The 18,871-nt window shown below is 29.6% G+C and carries 21 protein-coding genes; 13 read left to right on the top strand and 8 right to left on the bottom strand.

The window, feature by feature from the left end; genetic code table 11:
• Nucleotides 1-78: 78 nt before the first annotated feature.
• Nucleotides 79-1,278: a methionine adenosyltransferase gene (gene metK, locus H2277_RS05595; RefSeq protein ID WP_337201371.1), complete on the bottom strand. Its 1,200-nt coding sequence runs from the start codon at nt 1,276-1,278 to the stop codon at nt 79-81.
• Nucleotides 1,279-1,449: 171 nt separating this feature from the next.
• Here metK and H2277_RS05590 point away from each other — a divergent pair, with 171 nt between their 5' ends.
• The 12 genes from H2277_RS05590 to aat are packed head-to-tail and all read left to right on the top strand — an operon-like array spanning nt 1,450 to nt 12,433.
• Nucleotides 1,450-2,331: an aspartate carbamoyltransferase catalytic subunit gene (locus H2277_RS05590; protein ID WP_337201369.1), complete on the top strand. Its 882-nt coding sequence runs from the start codon at nt 1,450-1,452 to the stop codon at nt 2,329-2,331.
• Between the two features lie 9 nt (nt 2,332-2,340).
• Nucleotides 2,341-4,053, top strand: a complete 1,713-nt coding sequence (locus H2277_RS05585) for a M3 family oligoendopeptidase (RefSeq protein WP_337201368.1) — start codon at nt 2,341-2,343, stop codon at nt 4,051-4,053.
• A complete protein-coding gene (locus H2277_RS05580; RefSeq protein ID WP_337201367.1) occupies nt 4,053-4,490 on the top strand; it encodes a hypothetical protein in 438 nt (145 codons plus the stop codon). The genes H2277_RS05585 and H2277_RS05580 overlap by 1 nt, the downstream gene beginning before the upstream one ends.
• Nucleotides 4,487-6,529 carry a UvrD-helicase domain-containing protein gene (locus H2277_RS05575; protein ID WP_337201366.1) on the top strand — a complete coding sequence of 681 codons (2,043 nt, stop codon included), beginning with the start codon at nt 4,487-4,489 and terminating at the stop codon, nt 6,527-6,529. The genes H2277_RS05580 and H2277_RS05575 overlap by 4 nt, the downstream gene beginning before the upstream one ends.
• Nucleotides 6,526-7,344 carry a tRNA pseudouridine(55) synthase TruB gene (gene truB / locus H2277_RS05570; RefSeq protein ID WP_337201364.1) on the top strand — a complete coding sequence of 273 codons (819 nt, stop codon included), beginning with the start codon at nt 6,526-6,528 and terminating at the stop codon, nt 7,342-7,344. Before H2277_RS05575 ends, truB begins: the two co-directional genes overlap by 4 nt.
• Nucleotides 7,338-7,565 carry a carbon storage regulator CsrA gene (csrA, locus tag H2277_RS05565; RefSeq protein ID WP_337201363.1) on the top strand — a complete coding sequence of 76 codons (228 nt, stop codon included), beginning with the start codon at nt 7,338-7,340 and terminating at the stop codon, nt 7,563-7,565. Before truB ends, csrA begins: the two co-directional genes overlap by 7 nt.
• Nucleotides 7,562-8,326 carry a 4-(cytidine 5'-diphospho)-2-C-methyl-D-erythritol kinase gene (locus H2277_RS05560; RefSeq protein ID WP_337201362.1) on the top strand — a complete coding sequence of 255 codons (765 nt, stop codon included), beginning with the start codon at nt 7,562-7,564 and terminating at the stop codon, nt 8,324-8,326. The genes csrA and H2277_RS05560 overlap by 4 nt, the downstream gene beginning before the upstream one ends.
• Nucleotides 8,323-8,790 carry an SsrA-binding protein SmpB gene (smpB, locus tag H2277_RS05555; RefSeq protein WP_337201361.1) on the top strand — a complete coding sequence of 156 codons (468 nt, stop codon included), beginning with the start codon at nt 8,323-8,325 and terminating at the stop codon, nt 8,788-8,790. Before H2277_RS05560 ends, smpB begins: the two co-directional genes overlap by 4 nt.
• Entirely contained in the window at nt 8,787-9,392 is a 606-nt protein-coding gene (locus H2277_RS05550; RefSeq protein WP_337201360.1) for a TlpA family protein disulfide reductase, read from the top strand. Before smpB ends, H2277_RS05550 begins: the two co-directional genes overlap by 4 nt.
• On the top strand, nt 9,392-9,682 hold the full coding sequence (locus tag H2277_RS05545; protein ID WP_337201359.1) for an ATP-dependent Clp protease adaptor ClpS: 291 nt from the start codon (nt 9,392-9,394) through the stop codon (nt 9,680-9,682). The genes H2277_RS05550 and H2277_RS05545 overlap by 1 nt, the downstream gene beginning before the upstream one ends.
• The gene (locus tag H2277_RS05540) at nt 9,679-11,799 is read left to right on the top strand and encodes an AAA family ATPase (RefSeq protein ID WP_337201358.1); all 2,121 of its coding nucleotides are present in this window, start codon (nt 9,679-9,681) and stop codon (nt 11,797-11,799) included. Before H2277_RS05545 ends, H2277_RS05540 begins: the two co-directional genes overlap by 4 nt.
• Nucleotides 11,774-12,433 carry a leucyl/phenylalanyl-tRNA--protein transferase gene (gene aat / locus H2277_RS05535; RefSeq protein ID WP_337201357.1) on the top strand — a complete coding sequence of 220 codons (660 nt, stop codon included), beginning with the start codon at nt 11,774-11,776 and terminating at the stop codon, nt 12,431-12,433. Before H2277_RS05540 ends, aat begins: the two co-directional genes overlap by 26 nt.
• Here aat and H2277_RS05530 read toward each other — a convergent pair.
• Together H2277_RS05530 and H2277_RS05525 are read right to left on the bottom strand one after the other, a co-directional pair.
• The gene (locus H2277_RS05530; RefSeq protein WP_337201356.1) at nt 12,424-13,062 is read right to left on the bottom strand and encodes a MarC family protein; all 639 of its coding nucleotides are present in this window, start codon (nt 13,060-13,062) and stop codon (nt 12,424-12,426) included. The genes aat and H2277_RS05530 overlap by 10 nt on opposite strands.
• A 2-nt stretch (nt 13,063-13,064) precedes the next feature.
• Nucleotides 13,065-13,418: a methionine-R-sulfoxide reductase gene (locus H2277_RS05525; RefSeq protein WP_337201355.1), complete on the bottom strand. Its 354-nt coding sequence runs from the start codon at nt 13,416-13,418 to the stop codon at nt 13,065-13,067.
• Nucleotides 13,419-13,501: 83 nt separating this feature from the next.
• Here H2277_RS05525 and H2277_RS05520 point away from each other — a divergent pair, with 83 nt between their 5' ends.
• Complete coding sequence (locus H2277_RS05520) at nt 13,502-14,299, top strand: ferritin-like domain-containing protein (RefSeq protein WP_337201354.1); 798 nt, start codon at nt 13,502-13,504, stop codon at nt 14,297-14,299.
• Here the strand turns inward: H2277_RS05520 and pssA are convergent.
• Genes pssA through H2277_RS05495 form a run of 5 tightly spaced genes read right to left on the bottom strand, consistent with a single transcriptional unit; the run spans nt 14,296 to nt 18,830 of the window.
• Nucleotides 14,296-15,018, bottom strand: a complete 723-nt coding sequence (pssA, locus tag H2277_RS05515; RefSeq protein ID WP_337201353.1) for a CDP-diacylglycerol--serine O-phosphatidyltransferase — start codon at nt 15,016-15,018, stop codon at nt 14,296-14,298. The two genes, H2277_RS05520 and pssA, sit on opposite strands and share 4 nt — an antisense overlap.
• Before the next feature lie 10 nt (nt 15,019-15,028).
• Complete coding sequence (locus tag H2277_RS05510; protein ID WP_407928560.1) at nt 15,029-15,643, bottom strand: phosphatidylserine decarboxylase; 615 nt, start codon at nt 15,641-15,643, stop codon at nt 15,029-15,031.
• Nucleotides 15,640-17,568 (bottom strand): ATP-dependent zinc metalloprotease FtsH, encoded by a 1,929-nt coding sequence (gene ftsH / locus H2277_RS05505; protein ID WP_337201351.1) that lies wholly within the window; start codon nt 17,566-17,568, stop codon nt 15,640-15,642. The genes H2277_RS05510 and ftsH overlap by 4 nt, the downstream gene beginning before the upstream one ends.
• Nucleotides 17,569-17,577: 9 nt before the next feature.
• Nucleotides 17,578-18,411: a 50S ribosomal protein L11 methyltransferase gene (locus tag H2277_RS05500; RefSeq protein WP_337201350.1), complete on the bottom strand. Its 834-nt coding sequence runs from the start codon at nt 18,409-18,411 to the stop codon at nt 17,578-17,580.
• 26 nt (nt 18,412-18,437) lie between these two features.
• Entirely contained in the window at nt 18,438-18,830 is a 393-nt protein-coding gene (locus H2277_RS05495) for a chemotaxis response regulator CheY (RefSeq protein ID WP_337201349.1), read from the bottom strand.
• Nucleotides 18,831-18,871 lie beyond the last annotated feature (41 nt).

Genomic DNA, 18,871 nt, shown 5'->3' with positions numbered 1-18,871 from the left:
GTAATGTGTAAATTTTATAAAAGAAATATTGTAAAAATTTGGTTAAAAATAGGCCAATAAAAGCCCTTTTTAGGACTTTTATTTTTTTAGTTTTTTAAATTGCTCCAATGCATCTAGTTTTTCCCAAGGATAATCCTTTTGACCAACTTGTCCTCTAGCTGCAACATCAGCATATAAAAAAGTTTCTTTACTTGGCTTATCTAAACCAAATTTATCGCGTATCCAATTAGGAGTCAAAGAGAAATTTTCCATTACAAAATCACTTAAAACCTCATCACTCACACTTGTATTAGTCCCCATGCAATCCACGCTTACAGAAGTTGGTCTTGCAACACCTATAGCATAACTTAATTGAACGATGCATTTTTTCGCAAGTTTAGCTGCTACAATATTTTTAGCAAGCCATCTACCTGCATAAAGTCCGCTACGATCAACCTTAGTATAATCTTTACTTGATTGCGCACCTCCACCGATTGGAGAATACCCACCAAAACTATCCACAATAAGCTTTCTTCCCGTTAAGCCACTATCATGCAATGAAGAGTGATTAACATATTTTCCAGTAGGATTGATTAAAATTCTTGTTTTTTCTGGATTAAAAAGTTCTTTTGGCAAATTCGTATCTAAAATAAGTTTCATCACCAAAGATCTTAAATCTTCAATCTTCATGCTTTCCACGCAAGGAGCTGAAACAACTATGGTATGAATACTTTTAGGCATGCAATTTTCAAAATTCTCTTTTGTATCATAATCAATAGTCACTTGAGTTTTAATATCCACTCCTAGTTCATGTGGATGTGCTTTTGCATAAGCATAAACCTTATCACAAAGCATTCTTGCGTAAGAAATGGCTGCAGGCATATATTCATCGGCTTCACAACTTGCAAAACCAAACATTATACCCTGATCTCCAGCTCCAGTTTCCCCATCTTCTTGATCAACGCCTTGATTGATATCGGGGCTTTGTTCATTTAAAAATACCATAACATCAATTTCATCAGGATGTAAGCATTGTTCTTTACTAAAATGCCCTGCTCCATCATAACCAATATTTTTCAAAACATCTTTAACTAAATTATCGTAATCAGATTTACTGAGTTTGTGATTTGATTTGACCTCTCCTCCAATCACAATCTTATTCCCTGCGACAAAAACCTCACTCGCCACCCTTGAATTTTTGTCATTTTTCAAGAGTATATCCACTATTGTATCAGCGATTATATCAGCGCATTTATCAGGATGACCCGCGCTTACAACTTCAGAAGTGAATAGATACATAAAAAAATCCTTTAATTTAAAATAAAACGAATTATAATTATAACCAAAAATGAATTTACACTGTATTAATTAATAAAAATTTACAAATATTAAGAAAAATTTCGATAAAATCAAAAATATTTTTTAGCTTTAAAAATTTTAAAATTTTTGTTGATTTTTAGCGAGGCAAACATGAGACATCTTATCACAACAAAAGATTTTAGCAACAGTGAAATTATGGAGCTTTTTAAAGAAGCTAAAGAATTTTTAGATGAAAAACCTAGAGATTTTCTTAAAGAAAAAAGCATTACGACTATTTTTTTTGAAAACTCTACTAGAACCCTTTCATCTTTCGAAAGTGCAGCTAGAAGATTAGGAGCAAGGGTTTTACGCTTGGATGTTTCAAGATCGAGTTCAAGTAAAGGTGAAACACTTTATGATACTGCTGCAAATTTAGACGCTATGAGTCCAAATGCTATTATTGTAAGACATGCAAATTCTGGAGTACCTCATATTTTATCTTCATGTGTCCATTGTCCCGTTGTTAATGGTGGAGATGGAAAACATGCTCATCCTACTCAAGCTTTGCTTGATTTATTTACCATTTATGAACATTTTCAAGGAGATATTGAAAATAAAAGAATTTTAATAGTGGGAGATATAAAAAATTCTCGCGTTGCCTCTTCAAATATTGAACTTTTAAGTCGCTTTGGTATAAAAATTACCCTAGTAGCTCCGCCACATTTTATGCCAAATACATCCTTGCCAAAATCTTATCATTTAAACGAAGAATTAATCGAAAACGCAGACATTATCATGAGTTTAAGAACTCAAGTTGAAAGACATGAAAAGATAGTTTATGCATCTCTAAAAGATTATGCTAATGATTTTTGCATCAACCCTAAGCTTATAAAAGATAAAAAACTCATTTTACTTCACCCAGGTCCTGTAAATAGAAATATTGATATCAGCGATGAAGTTATGAAAGATCAAAGAGCTTTGATTTTAAAGCAAGTAAAAAATGGTGTTGCAATTAGAATGGCTATTTTAAAAAAACTAATTTTAGAAAACTAAGGAAAAATAATGACTCAATGGGATCTTAGTATACTTTTTCAAAATGAAAAAGAATTAGAAAATTACACATCTTGCTGCATTAATGAAACAGAATTATTTAAAAAAAACTATGAAAACAAGTTAGAATCACTCACAGCACAACATTTTTTAAACGCTCTTAAAGAATATGAAAATTTAAATTTAAAACTTTCCAAAATAATGACCTATGCTTATTTATGTTTTGCAAAAGACACTTCTAGGGGTTCTTTTTATGCTAAATACGAGCAAGAATGTCAAAGAGCAGAGGAAAATTTATTATTTTTCGAACTTGAATTTTGCACAATTAGCGAAAATAAAACTCAAGAATTTATAACATTTTGCCAAGATTATCATTTTTATCTTACAAATTTAATCAAAAATAAAAAATATAATTTAAGTCAAGAAGAAGAACGGGTGATGCTTTATATGTCTAATACTGGAGCAAGTGCCTTTGGTCGTCTTTTTGATGAGAGCATGAGTTCTTTAAAAATATCTTTTGAGGAACAAGAATTAAGCGAAGAAGAAATTTTAAGCAAACTCTATGATCATGATAGAAAAACCAGAAAAAAAGCAGCAAAAAAATTTACAAAAGCTTTAAATAAAAACATAAATTTGCTTACTTTTATTCTTAATATGGTAAAAACTGAACTGAGAAATATTTGCACTTTACGTGGTTATGAAGATTCAGAAACACCAAGACATCTAAAAAATCAAATTTCTAAACAAAGTGTCGATTCTCTTATAAAAATAACTCAAAAAAATTTCTCACTTGTAGAACGTTTTTATAAAAAGAAAAAACAAATCTTAGGGTATGATACTTTAAAAGATTATGATCGTTATGCTCCAATCGGAAAAGAGACCAATTTTAGCTTTGAAGAAAGTAAAAAAATCATCTTAGAAGCTTTTTATGATTTCTCACCTATTTTTGGAGATATAGCAAAAGAAGCCTTTAAAAAAGGGTGGATTGATGTTTTTCCTCAAGATAAAAAACAAGGAGGAGCTTTTTCTCACTCCGCTACTCCAGATTCTCATCCTTTTATTTTGTTAAATTATACCAACAAAAGAAGGGATCTTTTTACACTTGCTCACGAGCTAGGACATACTATTCATCAAAAATTATCCTATAATGTATCTTTTTTAAATCAAGATACCCCACTAACAACAGCCGAAACGGCTTCAGTATTTGCAGAAATGCTGGTTTTTGATTATGTTAAAAATAAATTAAAAAAAGAAGAACTCATCGCTCTTTATGCTGCAAAAATCGAAGATATTTTTGCCACACTTTATAGGCAAATTAATTTCACTTGCTTTGAAAGACGCATCCATAATCACAAGCACGAATTAAGCAATGAAGAAATTTCTAAAATTTGGATGGAAGAATCCCAAAAAATGTTTAAAGAAAGCGTTGATTTAACCAAAAATTATGCACTTTGGTGGAGCTATATCCCACATTTTATCCACACTCCATTTTATTGTTATGCTTATGCATACGCACAACTTTTAGTGCTTGCATTTTATGGACTTTACAAAAGAAAAGAAAAACAAAATTTTAAAGAGCTTTATATCAAAATGCTTTCCTTAGGAGGAAGCGTTAGCCCTAAAGAACTTGTATCAATGTTTGGTTTTGATATAGAAAATGAAAATTTTTGGGAAATTGGTATGGCTGAAATTAAACAAATGATCGATGAATTTATGGAGTTGTGATGCTAGAAACTATTTTAAAAAATGAAAATTTTATCAATTTAATGCAAGATAATTGTTTTCGCATTATACAAAATTTAATCCAAAATAACATAGAATTTTCAATAGTTGCCAATACTCAATTTATAGATTTTAATCCTGTTTTACCGCCTGAATTAGATGTTAAAAAAAATCCTTATGCACTTTTTGTTTTGGGTGGTTATACTTTTAGCTCTATAGAATTAGAAAAAGAATACATGCAATTTCACGCTGGATTTGGCCCTAATGATTTTGACAGCTATGTTAAAGTTGATCTTGGAGCCATCACTCAAATTCAAGTTGAAAATAGCGTTATCTTTGTTAATTTTAGCCTTTATAAGCGTAAAAATAAGCAGAATTTGCAAAATTCTAAAAACATTTTTCTACAAAACCCAAATAATTTAGATCTTTTAAAAAAATGAACTTATTTGAAGGTTTAAATTCTAGCCAGATAGAAGCAGCTTCACATATTGATGGAGCTATGCTTATTTTAGCAGGTGCTGGTAGCGGCAAAACAAAAACCATTACAACTCGCCTAGCCTACCTTATAAAAGAAGTAGGAATTCCAGCCTCAAATACCCTCACTCTAACCTTTACCAACAAAGCAGCAAGCGTGATGAGAACAAGAGCTTTGGCTTTAATCAATAATCATGCCAATCCACTCCTATGCACTTTTCATAAATTTGGACTTATGTTTTTAAGAATGCATATTGAAAAACTTAACCGAAAAAATGATTTTATTGTTATAGATAACGATGATGCAAAAAAAATTTTAAAAGAAATGGTTGATGATTCCAAAGAAAATATCTCTACTGTTTTACATTTTATCTCCACTTGTAAAAATATCGCTAAAAATCCTGACGAAATTTTAAAAGATTTAAAAACAATAGAAAATTCAGATAAAACTTATGTGAAATATTATCAAAAATATCAAAATTATCTTTTAAAATACAATTTTGTTGATTTTGATGATTTATTACTTTTACCCTATCAAATTTTGGAAAATGATTTAGAATTTGCCAAAACTCAAAGCAATATTTATCAATACATCACCGTTGATGAATATCAAGACACCAATACTTTACAGTATAACATTTTAAAAAAACTTTGCAGCTCTCATGAAAATATTTGTGTTGTGGGTGATGATGATCAAAGTATTTATGGATGGAGGGGTGCTAAAATAGAAAATATTCTAAATTTTCAAAGCCAATTTAATAATGTCAAATTAGTAAAATTAGAACAAAATTATCGCTCTGTAGGATCGATTTTAAATGCTGCAAATATCTTAATTGAACACAATAAAAAAAGATTGGGCAAAACTTTAGTTTGCACTAAAGATCACGGAGAAGAAATAAAACTTCTTTATAGTAATGATGAAAAAAAAGAAAGCAATAGTATCTGTGAAAAAATCAAAGAATTGCTTAGCAACAATACCCCTGCAAATGAAATCGCTGTTTTGTTTCGAGTTAATGCGCTCTCACGTGCTATCGAAGAAGCTTTTATGCGTGAAAAAATCGCCTATAAATTACTTAGCGGTATGCGTTTTTACGAAAGATTGGAAATTAAAGATTTAATCGCTTATTTACGCTTTCTTGCTAATACTAATGATGATTTTTCATTAAAACGCATTATCAATCGTCCAAAAAGAGGTATAGGAGAAAGCAGTGTTAAAAAATTTGAAGAATATGCTAAAAAAGAAAAAATTTCTCTTTTTGAAGCACTATGTAATCCCAATATTATCAGCTCAAAAAAAACAAATCGTGAAATACAAAAATTTATCCACATTATCCATGAATTATTAGAATGTAAAAATTTAAAACAACTCATTGATCAATTTGAAGAAAAAATTAAATTGAAAGATTTTTATAAAGAGCAAATCGATGCAGAAGATAGAGTTGCTAATATTTGCGAATTTTATGCCAATCTTCATGATAAAATCAAACAAGATGGAGATCTTAAATTAAATGATTTTTTAAATGAAATTTCACTTTTAAGCGATCAAGACAATTTGGATGGTAATTGTGTTTATATTATGAGCATCCATGCAAGCAAAGGCTTAGAATTTGACCATGTTTTTATCATAGGCCTTGAAGAAGGTTTTTTTCCGGTAGATAATTCAGACATAGAAGAAGAAAGACGGCTTGCTTATGTTGCCATAACAAGAGCAAAAAAACAACTTCATTTAAGCGTTTCAAACTCAAGATTTTATCGTGGATCAAGAACTAAGCTTTTTCCTAGTAGATTTTTAGAAGAAAGCAAACTTAGCCAAAATAAATCTTCTTATTTTATTCCTCAAAAAAATACATCAAATTATCAAAAAGGAGATTTGGTAAAACATAAAATTTTTGGCATAGGAAGAATTACAAGTGTTATTAAAAACGGTAAAGAAGAAAGGTTAAAAATCAATTTTGGTGGCATAGAACGCACCATTTTATCAAGTTTTGTAGAAGGTGTAGTGTGAATAGAATTTTTGCTGCATTTAAACCCGCAGAAATAAGCTCTAATCATTTTTTAAACCAACTCAAGAAAAAATACAATAATAAAAAAGCGGGATATTCTGGAACTTTAGATCCTTTTGCTAAAGGTGTTTTAATTGTCGCTTTTGGGCAATACACTAAACTTTTTCAATTTTTAAAAAAAACTCCAAAAATTTATCGGGCAACCCTATGGTTTGGTGTAAAATCTTTAAGTCTTGATAATAAAAACATACAAGAAATAAAGACTTCAAAACCTTTTAATTTATCAACTCTTGAAAAAATCAGCAAAGAGCTTTTAGGCTTGATTGATTACTTCCCGCCTCAATTTAGCGCTAAAAAAATTGAAGGAAAAAGGGCCTATGAATTTGCAAAAAAAGGAGAAAATGTCGCGTTAAAATCTTGCATAATGGAGATTTTTTCTTGCAAAATTTTACATTATAATCATCCTTTTTTGAGCATAGAAATCAGTGTTAGCGAAGGATCTTATATTAGATCTTATTGTGAAATTTTTGCTAAAAAATTAGGCATCAATGCCACTTTAAGTTCATTAGAACGCATAAAAGAAGGAAAATTTGTCTATAATAACGAAAAAAAAGTTAATGTGTTGGAATATCTTGATTTAAAACCTAATTTCATTTGTGATCTAAGCAAACTTGAAAACGGCTCTAAGCTAAGTTTGAGTGATCTTAAATATCAAGATAGCGGAAATTACTATATAGAAAGTGAAAAATATTTTAGCATTATTAATATTAATGAAAATAAGGTAAAATATCTTTTAAATAAGGTTGAAAAATGTTAATATTATCAAGAAAAGAAAATGAAAGTATTATTATCGGTGAAGGCATAGAAATTAAAGTAGTTCAAACCGGAAAAGGCTATGCAAAAATAGGTATCGATGCTCCAAAATCATTAATGATTTTAAGAAAAGAATTGATGACCCAAATTAAAGATGAAAACTTACATTCTGTAGTGCAAAATGATATCAGCTTAGATGATCTAAGTAAAAAACTAATCAAATGAAAGCATACGCCAAAGCAAATATTTTCTTAAAACTTACAGGATTAGATACTAGAGGATACCATCTTTTAAGCTCTCGCTTTATCTTACTTAAAGATCTTTATGATGAGCTTTATTTAAGTGATGAAAAGACTCAAGAAGATTTTGAAATCATCAGTGATTTTCACTGTGAAAACAATATCATCAAAAAAGCTTATCATTTATTATGCGACTATGGCTATAAAAAACAGCTTGAAGAATTATTTAAAAATAAAAGCTTAAAACTTATAAAAAATATACCAACAGGTGCGGGACTTGGTGGCGGAAGTAGCGATTGCGCGAGTTTTTTAATTTTAATGAATGAAACTTTAAATTTAAAGCTATCCACTCAAGAATTGATCAATCTAAGCACAAAACTAGGGAGCGATATTGCCTTTTTTCTAAGCGGATTTTACTCTGCAAATGTTAGCGGATGCGGAGAAATTATCAACTTTTTTGAAGATGAAATTCCAAATCTCAATTGGACTTTTCCACAAATTTTTTGTGATACGAGCAAGGTTTATACAGAATTTGATAAAAAAAGACACGATTTTAATCTCAATTTACAACAAGCTAAAATATATGAAAATTTAAGCACTAAAGAACTTCTTCAAAGCTATAAAAACTTGGAACTTAATGATTTATTTACCCCTTGTGTATCTTTATATCCTAAAATGTTGGACTATTTAGAAAATCAATATTTTTTAAGTGGAAGCGGAAGTAGTGTTTTTAAGGTTGATAAGTGAAAATTATCGCTAGAAATAAAAAAGCTTTATTTAACTATAGCATTATAGAACGTTTTGAGGTTGGTATTGTCCTTAAAGGTAGCGAAGTGGTGGCTTTGCGTGCTGGAAGGGCTAATCTAAAAGATTCTTTCGTTCGTATTATCAAAGGAGAGCTTTTTCTTTTAAATGCTCACATTGCTTTATTAAATACGACTCATGCTTTTTACAAACATGAAGAAAGAGGAGCTAGAAAGCTATTGATGCACAGAAAACAAATCGATAAGCTTTTTGGCAAAGTTAGCATTGAAGGATATACGCTCGTCGCACTAAATCTTTATTTTAACAATAAAAATAAAATCAAAGCAACCCTAGCCTTAGTTAAGGGTAAAAATTTGCACGATAAGCGTGAAACCTTAAAAAAGAAACAAGCTGATTTAGATGCTAGAATGGCTTTAAAAAATATCAACAAAGGGATGATTAAATGAAAAAAATTTTAACTCTGGTTTGCGCAAGTGTTATTTTTTTTCTCAGCGCTTGCTCTCACGAAGAAGATGTGAAAAATGATTATATGTTTGAAGAATATAAAAAGGGCAATGGAATCGTTTTAAAAAACATCAATGGTGGTGCCAATAAAACCCTTGTTCGAACCGATAAAGGATTTGTTGTTAAAGGAGAAGAAGATAAAGTTTTAATGATTGATTTTTTTGGCACTTTCTGCACTCCTTGCAAGGAAGAAGCTTTAAATCTTAGCAATCTTTGGAGAAATAATTCAGATAAACTTATTATCATCGGCTTAACACACTTTGAAGATGTTAGTGATGATGCTGTAAGAAAATTTGCTAATGACTATGGAGCTTATTATTTTTTAAGTAATAGCTCTCAAAATGATCGCATTATTGCTCAAATTTTAAAAGATATTAATTACCAAAGTATGGAGCAACTACCTTTTAAAGTTGTTATGAAAAATGGAATTTATCAAAATCTTAGCGATTATTGGAATAATAATACTCCTGTAAATTTTTATCTTGGAAAGATTCCAACTCAAATAATCCAAGATGATTTAAATAGAATTTATAAAGAAAAATAATGCCAAAAGTTAAAACTCTAGAACAAAGCAAACTCCAAGAACCTAAAATGTTTAAGGTTATATTGCTAAATGACGATATAACCACCATGGATTTTGTTATAGAAATTTTAATGAATATTTTTCATCATAATTTTGAAAATGCAAGCAAAATTATGTTAGAAGTTCATTTAAATGGTAGCGGAGTGTGCGGAATTTATACACAAGAAATAGCGCTTTCAAAACAAAAAAAAGTTTTTGAAGCCGCACAAATGGCAAATTTTCCTTTAAAAGTAAAAGTGGAAGAAGAATGAAATATCAAGAAAATTTACAAAAATATCTCGAACATGCTAGACATTTAAGCTTTATCAATAAGCACGAATTTACAACTTGTGAGCATTTGCTTTTTGCTCTAGTTAAATTAAGTGTGGATTTTAAAACTATTTTTAAAGAATGCACCGATAAAGACTTAGAAATTTTTGAAGAAGAACTTAAAAATTATATAGCAAAAAATAATGAAATATTAAATCAAGAAGTTGCACCTACTAATTCTATTATTTTGGATGAAATTTTAGCGGATAATTTTGCCGAAATGAAAATCGTTGATTTTTTGGAGAAAATCTTACACGATGAAAGAACAATATCAAATTATTTATTAAAAAAATACGATATCAATTTAGAAAAAATACAAGAATTAAGACAACACACACAAATAGAAATTTTAAATTCTTATACAAATAATCTAACACTTTTGGCAAAACAAGGGAAAATAGATCCTCTAATAGGTAGAAAATTTGAACTTGAAAGAATATTACAAATTTTATCTCGTCGCAAAAAAAATAATCCTATTTTGGTTGGCGAAGCTGGAGTTGGCAAAACAGCTATTATCGAAGGGCTTGCTCTTGCTATTGTTGAAAAAAAAGTTCCTAAAAAATTACAAAATGCTCAAATTTTTAGCTTAGATATGGCTGGATTGCTTTCTGGAACAAAATATCGCGGAGATTTTGAAAAGCGTATTAAAGAAATTCTAAATGAACTCGATAAAATACCTAACGCCATCTTATTCATTGATGAAATTCACACTATAGTTGGAACTGGAGCAACGGGAGAATCGCACGCTGATTTTTCAAATCTTTTAAAACCATCACTCAGCAACGGTGGTCTAAAATGTATAGGAGCCACTACCTATATGGAATATAAAAACACTTTTGATAAAAACAAGCCTTTAAGTCGTCGTTTTGCTAAAATCAATGTAGATGAACCAAGCCAAGAAGAAGCCTTTCAAATTTTACAAGGATTAAAAACAAAGTATGAAAAATTTCATCAAATAAAATTAAATGATGAAATTCTTAGACAAGCGGTTGCATGGGGTAAAAAATTTTTTAACGACAAATATTTACCAGATAGTGCTATAGATCTTATTGATGAACTTGGAGCCTCTTTTGCTTTAAATCCAAAAAATAAAAAAAATATCACGCTTAAAGATTTGGAGCTTGTCTTAGCTAAAATGACTCGACATCATAAAATGTTTGAATTTGATCATAATAAAGCTTTGGCTAACTTAAAGACAAATTTAAAAACAAAAATTTTTGGACAAGATGAGGTTATTGATAAGTTAGTATCTACATTAAAACAAAGTTTTGCTGGATTTAAAAACTCCAATTCTCCAAGAGGAATTTTTTTATTTACAGGATCTAGTGGAGTTGGGAAAACAGAGCTTTGCAAAACATTAGCAGAATTTTTAGGGCTTAATTTAGAACGCTTTGATATGAGTGAATACGCAGAAAAACACTCTCTTAGCAAACTTATAGGTTCACCTGCTGGTTATGTTGGTTATGAAGATGGTGGGCTTTTAAGCAATGCTATACGAAAAAATCCTTTTAGCTTAGTACTTTTTGATGAAATAGAAAAAGCTCATCCTGATTTAAGCAATACCTTTTTACAAATATTTGATAATGCCGAACTTACAGATAATAGCGGACTTAAAATAGATTTTAAAAATACCATTATCATAATGACATCAAATCTAGGCTTAAAAGAAAGTAATGAATTGGGATTTTTAAGTAAAAATGAATCAAAAAGTGATCGTGCTATAAAAGATTTTTTTGCTCCTGAATTTATTAATAGAATTGATAAAATATTACATTTTAATGATTTAAATGATGAGATATTATCAAAAATTGTACAAAAAGAATTAGATGAAATTTCTGTAAATTTAAAAAATATCAAAATTACTGCCGATGAAAAAACTAAAATTTATTTAGCTAAAAAAGCTTATAATAAAGAATTTGGCGTAAGATTACTTAAGCGCATTATCTGTGAAGAAATTGGAGAAAAAGTCAGCGATGAAATTCTTTTTGGCAAACTCAAACAAGGCGGAATAGTTAAAATCAGACTCAAAAAAAATGGACAACTTGAATTTATATTCTAAATTATTAAAAGCCCCTAAAGATGCACCTGTATTTTTAAGCACAAAATTAGAAGCAGATTTTATCCTAAAAGCTTATCATTTTGGGCTTTTTCCATGGACTAGCAATCCAGTTACTTGGTGGTGTCCTGACCCTAGATGTATACTAGAACCTAAAGAAATTCATGTACAAAAAAATATGAAAAAAATTTTAAATCTTTATGAAGTAAAACTCGATCACGATTTTTTAAAACTCATCACTTCTTGTAAAAACGCACGTTCTCAAAGCTGGATTGATGATGATTTTATCCAAACATACAATACTCTTTTTCAGTTAGGACACGTCCATACTTTAGAACTCTATGACCATGATGAATTTGTAGGAGGAATTTATGGATTAATTATAGGAAAAGTTTTTTTTGGGGAAAGCATGGTTAGCTTAAGAAAAAATGTTTCAAAAATCGCAATGATAAAACTTTGTGATCTATTATCACCTTATAATTTCATAATAGATTGTCAAATTTATAACAAACATTTAGAATTTATGGGTGCAAAAAATATTCCTAGAGAAAAATTTCTGAAAATTATCGAAAAAAAATGCCATCAAGAAAGTGGATTTGAAAATTTTAAAGATTTAAAAATTAAAATTTATAAATGAAAAATATCCTTTAGTCCTATTACGATCATTTTAAATCCCATAGCCGCAATAAACACTTGAGCAATACGAGAAAAAATATGTAAAATAAGTTTTCCAACTATTTTTTCTATGGTTGCCGCAAAATAAAATAAAATAAACATAAAAGCAAAAGCTATAATAATACCTCCAAGGGCTATATCAATCCCATAATCTCCAGAAATCACAACCACACTCGCCAAAGTACCAGGCCCAACAAGCATAGGAAAAGCCATAGGAATTAAACTTTGACGCAAAATTTCTTTATCATTCATTTCTTGATAAAAACTAAAATCTTTCATAATTATTTTCGTAGAAAAAAGCAAATTTTTAATCGCCATAATCATTAAAACCAATCCTCCAGAAACTCTTAATTCATCCATTGAAATGCGAAAAATATATTGCATAAGTAGAGGACCTAAAAACAAAAATACAAGCATGATGACAAGTGCCGTGTAAAGTATATATCTAAATAATTTTTTTCTAAGATTTATAGGCAATCCATCGCTCATAGATAAAAATTGCGTTAAATTTCCAAATGGATTTAAAATAGCAAGTAAAGTTATACTAGAAAAAAATATTAAATAAATTTCAGAACCTAAATTCAATAACACAATTAACCTTTCACAAATTCTAATGAAATTGAATTTACACAATGTCTAACATTTTTCTTGGTAAAACCTTCGCCTTCAAAAACATGTCCAAGATGAGCATTGCAATTTGAACATACTATTTCTGTACGCACCCCATCTTTATCTGGGATTCTTTTTATAGCTCCTAAGATTTCATCATCGAAGCTTGGCCAACCACATCCTGATTTAAATTTATCTTCTGATTTATAAAGCTTAGTTCCACATTGCTTGCAAAGATAAATCCCTTTCTCATAAAAATCATTATATTTTCCGCTAAAAGGAGCTTCAGTCCCTTTTAACAAAATAACTCTTTTTTCTTCTTTACTTAATGTTTTCATTATCATTTTTCCAATCTAAAAATTAAAATTATAACAAAATTTATTTTTTTAAAATATAATTAAAATAAAAATTTAGGATAAATATGCGTCAAGAATTCTTTTCTAATTTGGAAAAAATTTTATACGAACAAGATATTGAAGAAAAATTTAAACAATTTTCTAATTTTTATGATAATTTTAAAAGTCAAAAAATTATCTTTAATCACAATCAAAATAGTATTTTTAAAGAAAATATAAATTCTAATTTAAAGCTCATTCATCCAACAAGAATCAAACGCCCAAAATTTGTCAATTCTACCCATTCTTTGGCTAAAATGATCCACTCTATAGCACATATTGAATTTAGTGCTATCAATCTAGCTTTAGATGCAAGCTATCGTTTTAAAAATTTACCAGAACAATTTTATAAAGATTGGCTAGAGGTTGCTGAAGAAGAAATTAAACATTTTAATTTTTTAAATTCAGCATTAAAAGAACTTGGTTTTAAATATGGAGATTTTAGTGTACATGATAATTTAGAGGCTGCACTAAAAGCAACTCAAAATTCCTTAAATTTTAGAATGGGCGTAGTTCATCGAGGCTTAGAAGCAAAAGGGCTTGATGCAAATCCTTTTGTGGTTGCAAAACTTGAAAGTTCAAATCATCCTATAAAAAATTTATTAAAAGAAATTTTAGCCATCATTTTAAATGATGAAATTAATCACGTAAAAAAAGGGGATTATTGGTGGAAATTCTCAAACAAAGATCAATGCAATTTTTTAGATATTTGTAATTTATTTCATCAATTCTCCCTTGCTGGAAAAAAACTTAATATAGATGCAAGATTAAAAGCCGGATTTAGCAATAAAGAATGCGAAAACATTGCTAAATTTTATGCTTAACTTCTTTTAAATTTAGAATAAATAATCGTATAAAAAGCCCGTATAATCCCATAAAGAACATATAAACTCGCTAAAGTGATTAAACTCCTAAGAGGATAAAGATATAAAAATGAAAATATAATAATGAGTATAACTAATACTTTTAAGACACTCGACCGATTAAAATCCAATTTTTTAAAACTTGGATAACGTATATTGCTTACCATCAATAAACCTAAAATTGCTTGTAAAATCAAAAAAGCAATACCATAAGTTTTTAAAAAATCATAATGATAATAGCTATAGGTCCAAATAGAGCTAACAACAGCTGCTGTCGGTATAGGAAGGCCTATAAAAACAGAGGGTTCATAAGTTCCGGTTGTTACATTAAATCTTGCCAAACGTATCGCACCAAAAACCACAAAAAAGGCGGCGATCAAAGAACCGTATCTTCCATACTCAGAACCTATCACCATATAAAAAAGCATAGCAGGAGCAACGCCAAAAGCTACCAAATCCGCCAAAGAATCAAATTCGATTCCAAATTTTGAAGTGGTTTTTGTGAGCCTAGCCACTCTTCCATCAAGTCCATCACAAATTAAAGAAAAAATGATATAAATTAAAGCTTTATAGTAATTTCCTTGTATGGAGCTAATAATAGAAATAACACCTAAAAATATAGAGGCAGCGGTAAAAAGATTTGGCAAAATATAAACAAATTGCGGTTTATTGCTGTTCATAACAATCTCCTTAAATTAGATAACCCAATAAAGATCCAGATTTTATTTCATCTCCAAGTCCTACTTGCATACGCACATTTTTAGGAAGAATAAGTTTTATTTTTCCATTAATTAAAAAACCCAATCTATCTCCAACTTTTAAATTATTGGAAATATGATCGAGTTTTAATTTTCTTCCTAAATTTCCAGCATAAATTTCCAAAAATATTTTAGATGAATTGGTTATAGCGTTAATAGAAATTTTTTCTTTTAAAAAATTTAAATTTTGACATTTTTTATCTAAAAAAAGCCCGTATCTATATTTAATTTCATCAATATTCATTTCAAAAGGAGTATAAAAAGAACCTGCATTGCAAAAGGAATTAATAATGCTTACTTCTATACATTCTCCAAAATCTTTTCTAAAGGTATTTTCTATTTGGATGATTTTCCCATCTATAGGAGACAAAACTGCTTTTTTATCGTGACAAATTAAGATACGATTTGGATTTCTAAAAATAAATAAAAGTATTAATAAAATAAAAAAAAGCACAAAAGAAAAACTATTTAAGATCCAAAAAAATAAGATTAAAAATACAACTAAACCTATACTAAAATAGCCCTCTTTTGCGATATATTTCATTATTTTTCTTCTTTAATATTCTCTTCAGTCTCTTGCAAACGACTTGAAAGATTATTTTCATTTTCATAATTTTTAATAATCTCCCTCACCTTTGCACCTTCTATTGTTTCTTCTTCATAAAGCGCTGCAACCATAGTTTCAATAGCACCTTTATACACATTTAGCGTATCTTTAACATCTTTATAGCGTTCATCTAAGGTTTTTTTAACATATTCATCTAAAGATTCTGCCGTTTTTTCAGAATAATCTTTAATGGTTTGCCCACCACTTAAAAAAGTATTTCTTTGTTTTTCAAGCACCATCAAACCTGCAATTTCACTCATGCCATACATTGAAATCATCGCCTTTATGATATCCGTAGCTCTTTCTAAATCGTTACTTGCCCCTGTTGAAATTTCCCCTATAAATACTTCTTCAGCTGCTCTACCGCCTAAAAGCACATCAACTTCTGCAATGAGCTCATGTTTTTGCATCAAAAACTTATTTTCTTCTGGGGTATTGAGTGTATAACCTAAGGCTGCTAAACCTCTTGGAATAACAGATACTTTACTTACTTTTTTTGCACCTTTCGTAGTTTCAGCAATTAAAGCATGGCCACATTCATGATAAGTTACAATTTTTTTCTCTTTATCGCTAATACGACGCGATTTCTTTTCAAGTCCAGCTATAGCTCTTTCAACTGCTTCCACAAGATCATTTTGCTCTACATGTTTTTTAGAATCTCTTCCTGCTAATAGCGCAGCTTCATTGATAATATTAGCCAAATCAGCACCTGCAAGCCCCGCAGTTAATCTTGCTATATCTTCAACTTTTACTTCAGGAGAAATTTTAACATCTTTCATGTGAACCTTCAAAATATCACATCTGCCTTTAAAATCTGGCTTATCTACTAAAACTTGTCTATCAAATCTACCTGGTCTTAAAAGTGCAGCATCTAAAACCTCAGGGCGATTTGTAGCTGCTAGGACGATAACAGGAGAACTTTCCGTTCCAAAACCATCCATCTCTGCTAAAAGCTGATTCAAGGTTTGTTCTCTTTCATCATTTCCGCCCATCATACCGCTAGCTGCACGACTTTTTCCTATAGCGTCAATCTCATCGATAAATACAATAGCAGGAGCTTCTTTTTTTGCATTTTCAAACAAATCTCTTACACGAGATGCGCCAACACCTACAAACATTTCAATAAAAGAAGAACCCGAAACACTAAAAAATGGAACATCCGCTTCACCAGCAACTGCTTTTGCAAGTAAAGTTTTACCGGTTCCTGGAGGTCCAACAAGCAATAATCCTTTCGGAATTTTAGCTCCGAGTTTAATATACCTTTCAGGATATTTTAGAAAATCAACTATTTCCTTAACCTCCTCTTTAGCTTCTTCAACGCCTGCAACATCATTAAACTTTACTTTTGGTTTCTCAGAATTAACTAATTTTTTAGAACTTCCTATACCTAAAATAGATCCTCCCATGTTTTTTTGCATACGACTGGCTAAAAACATCCAAATTCCAAAAAATATAAATACAGGCAACACCCATGAAAACAATATATCTGTAAACCAATTTGTTTCAGAATAAGCTCCATAAGCGATATTTTTACTGTCAAGCAAACTCACAAGTTCTGGATCATTAACTTTTTTAGCACTATAAACTGTATTTTGCACACTTGATATAGCTTTTATCGTGGTTTGCCCTATGCTAACTTGATTAATCTGACCACCTTCTATTAACTTTTTAAGTTCAGAATAGGGAATATTTTTATGAGTTTCCCCACCATTTAACATTGCGCCAAACGAAGAATTTCCGTCAAACAATCCTTTAAAAATGACTATTATTACAATAGCAAAAACCGCGAAAATAAAAATAGGATTTTTATTAAAAAAACCGTTATTTTGCGGATTGCCTTTATTATTTGAAGAATTATTCATCATATTTCCTTTTTATTTTTTATATACAAAAGAGCACCATTCGTTGATTTTAATTTCATCAATAAGCTCTAAATCTTGAAATTTTTCTTTAATTCTTGTCTGATATTTGTCTAAAATTCCAGATAATATAAGTATAGCATTATCTTTTAAATGTTTTTTAATATCTTTTTCTAAAATCAAAATAACATCTGCAATAATATTAGCTACAATTAAATCATATTTATGCTTTGCCTGTTCAATAGAACCTTTCCATGAATTTTCAAAACAAACTTGATTGAGTTTTGCATTCTCTAAAGAACTATGGATAGCCAACTCATCAGTATCACAAATTTCAACCTTGCACCCTAATTTTGACATTATAATACCTAAAATTCCACTACCGCAACCTAAATCTAAAGATAAACCGTCCTTTTTTATAAATTTTTGCAAAAATTTTATACAAGCGTAAGTACTCTCATGGTGACCAGAACCAAAAGCTAAAGCAGGATTTATTTTGATGTTGATACAATCTTCTTTTTCTTTTTGCCAAGTGGTATGAATATAGATTTGATCAATTAAAATAGGTTTAATGTTTTTTTTATATTCCTCTATCCAATTTTTATTTTCTTTTTCTTTGATAATTTTATTGCAGAGAATCTCTTCTTTTGTATTAAATTTTTCTTTTAGTTTTTGAGCAAAAACCTCAAGAGCCCATGAGAGTTCTTCTAAACTCTCACTTGAGCGTATATAAATACCTTCATTTTTTTCTTCTATCGCTTCAATACCTAAATCAAAAACAAAATCAAAAAATAAATTTTTATATTGTTTATTTACTTTAAAAAACAATTCATAATAGATTTTTTGCATCATAGTGCCGTAAAAAAGGCTTTATTTTATTCAGCTGAAGCTCCATCAGAACCTGTTCCCAAAACGTCTTCTAGTTTTTCTTTTAATACCTGAGGTGTAAAAGGCTTGACAATATAATTGTTAACGCCAGCTTTTAAAGCGGTAATTACCTCTGCTTTGCCACCTTCTGTGGTTACCATAATAATTGGCATATCTTCATATTTTTTCTCAGCACGGACTTTTTTTACGAGCTCCAAACCATTCATTTCTGGCATATTCCAATCAGTTATTAAAACTTGAACATCTTCATTTTTAACAAGTAAATCCCAAGCTTCGGCTCCATGTTCAGCCTCAAGAACATCATTATGTCCAAGTCTTGTTAGGGTATTTTTAATAATCCTTCTCATAGTAGAACTGTCATCAACAACTAACAATTTCACAATTTGTCCTTTCAAAAATTTATTTTGCTTATTGATTTTTT

This window comes from Campylobacter sp. W0014, assembly GCF_020135975.1.
In the GTDB taxonomy this organism is placed as follows: Bacteria; Campylobacterota; Campylobacteria; order Campylobacterales; family Campylobacteraceae; genus Campylobacter_D.
The sequence above is the reverse complement of the archived record's forward strand: the minus strand, read 5'-3'. Positions and strand labels throughout refer to the sequence as shown.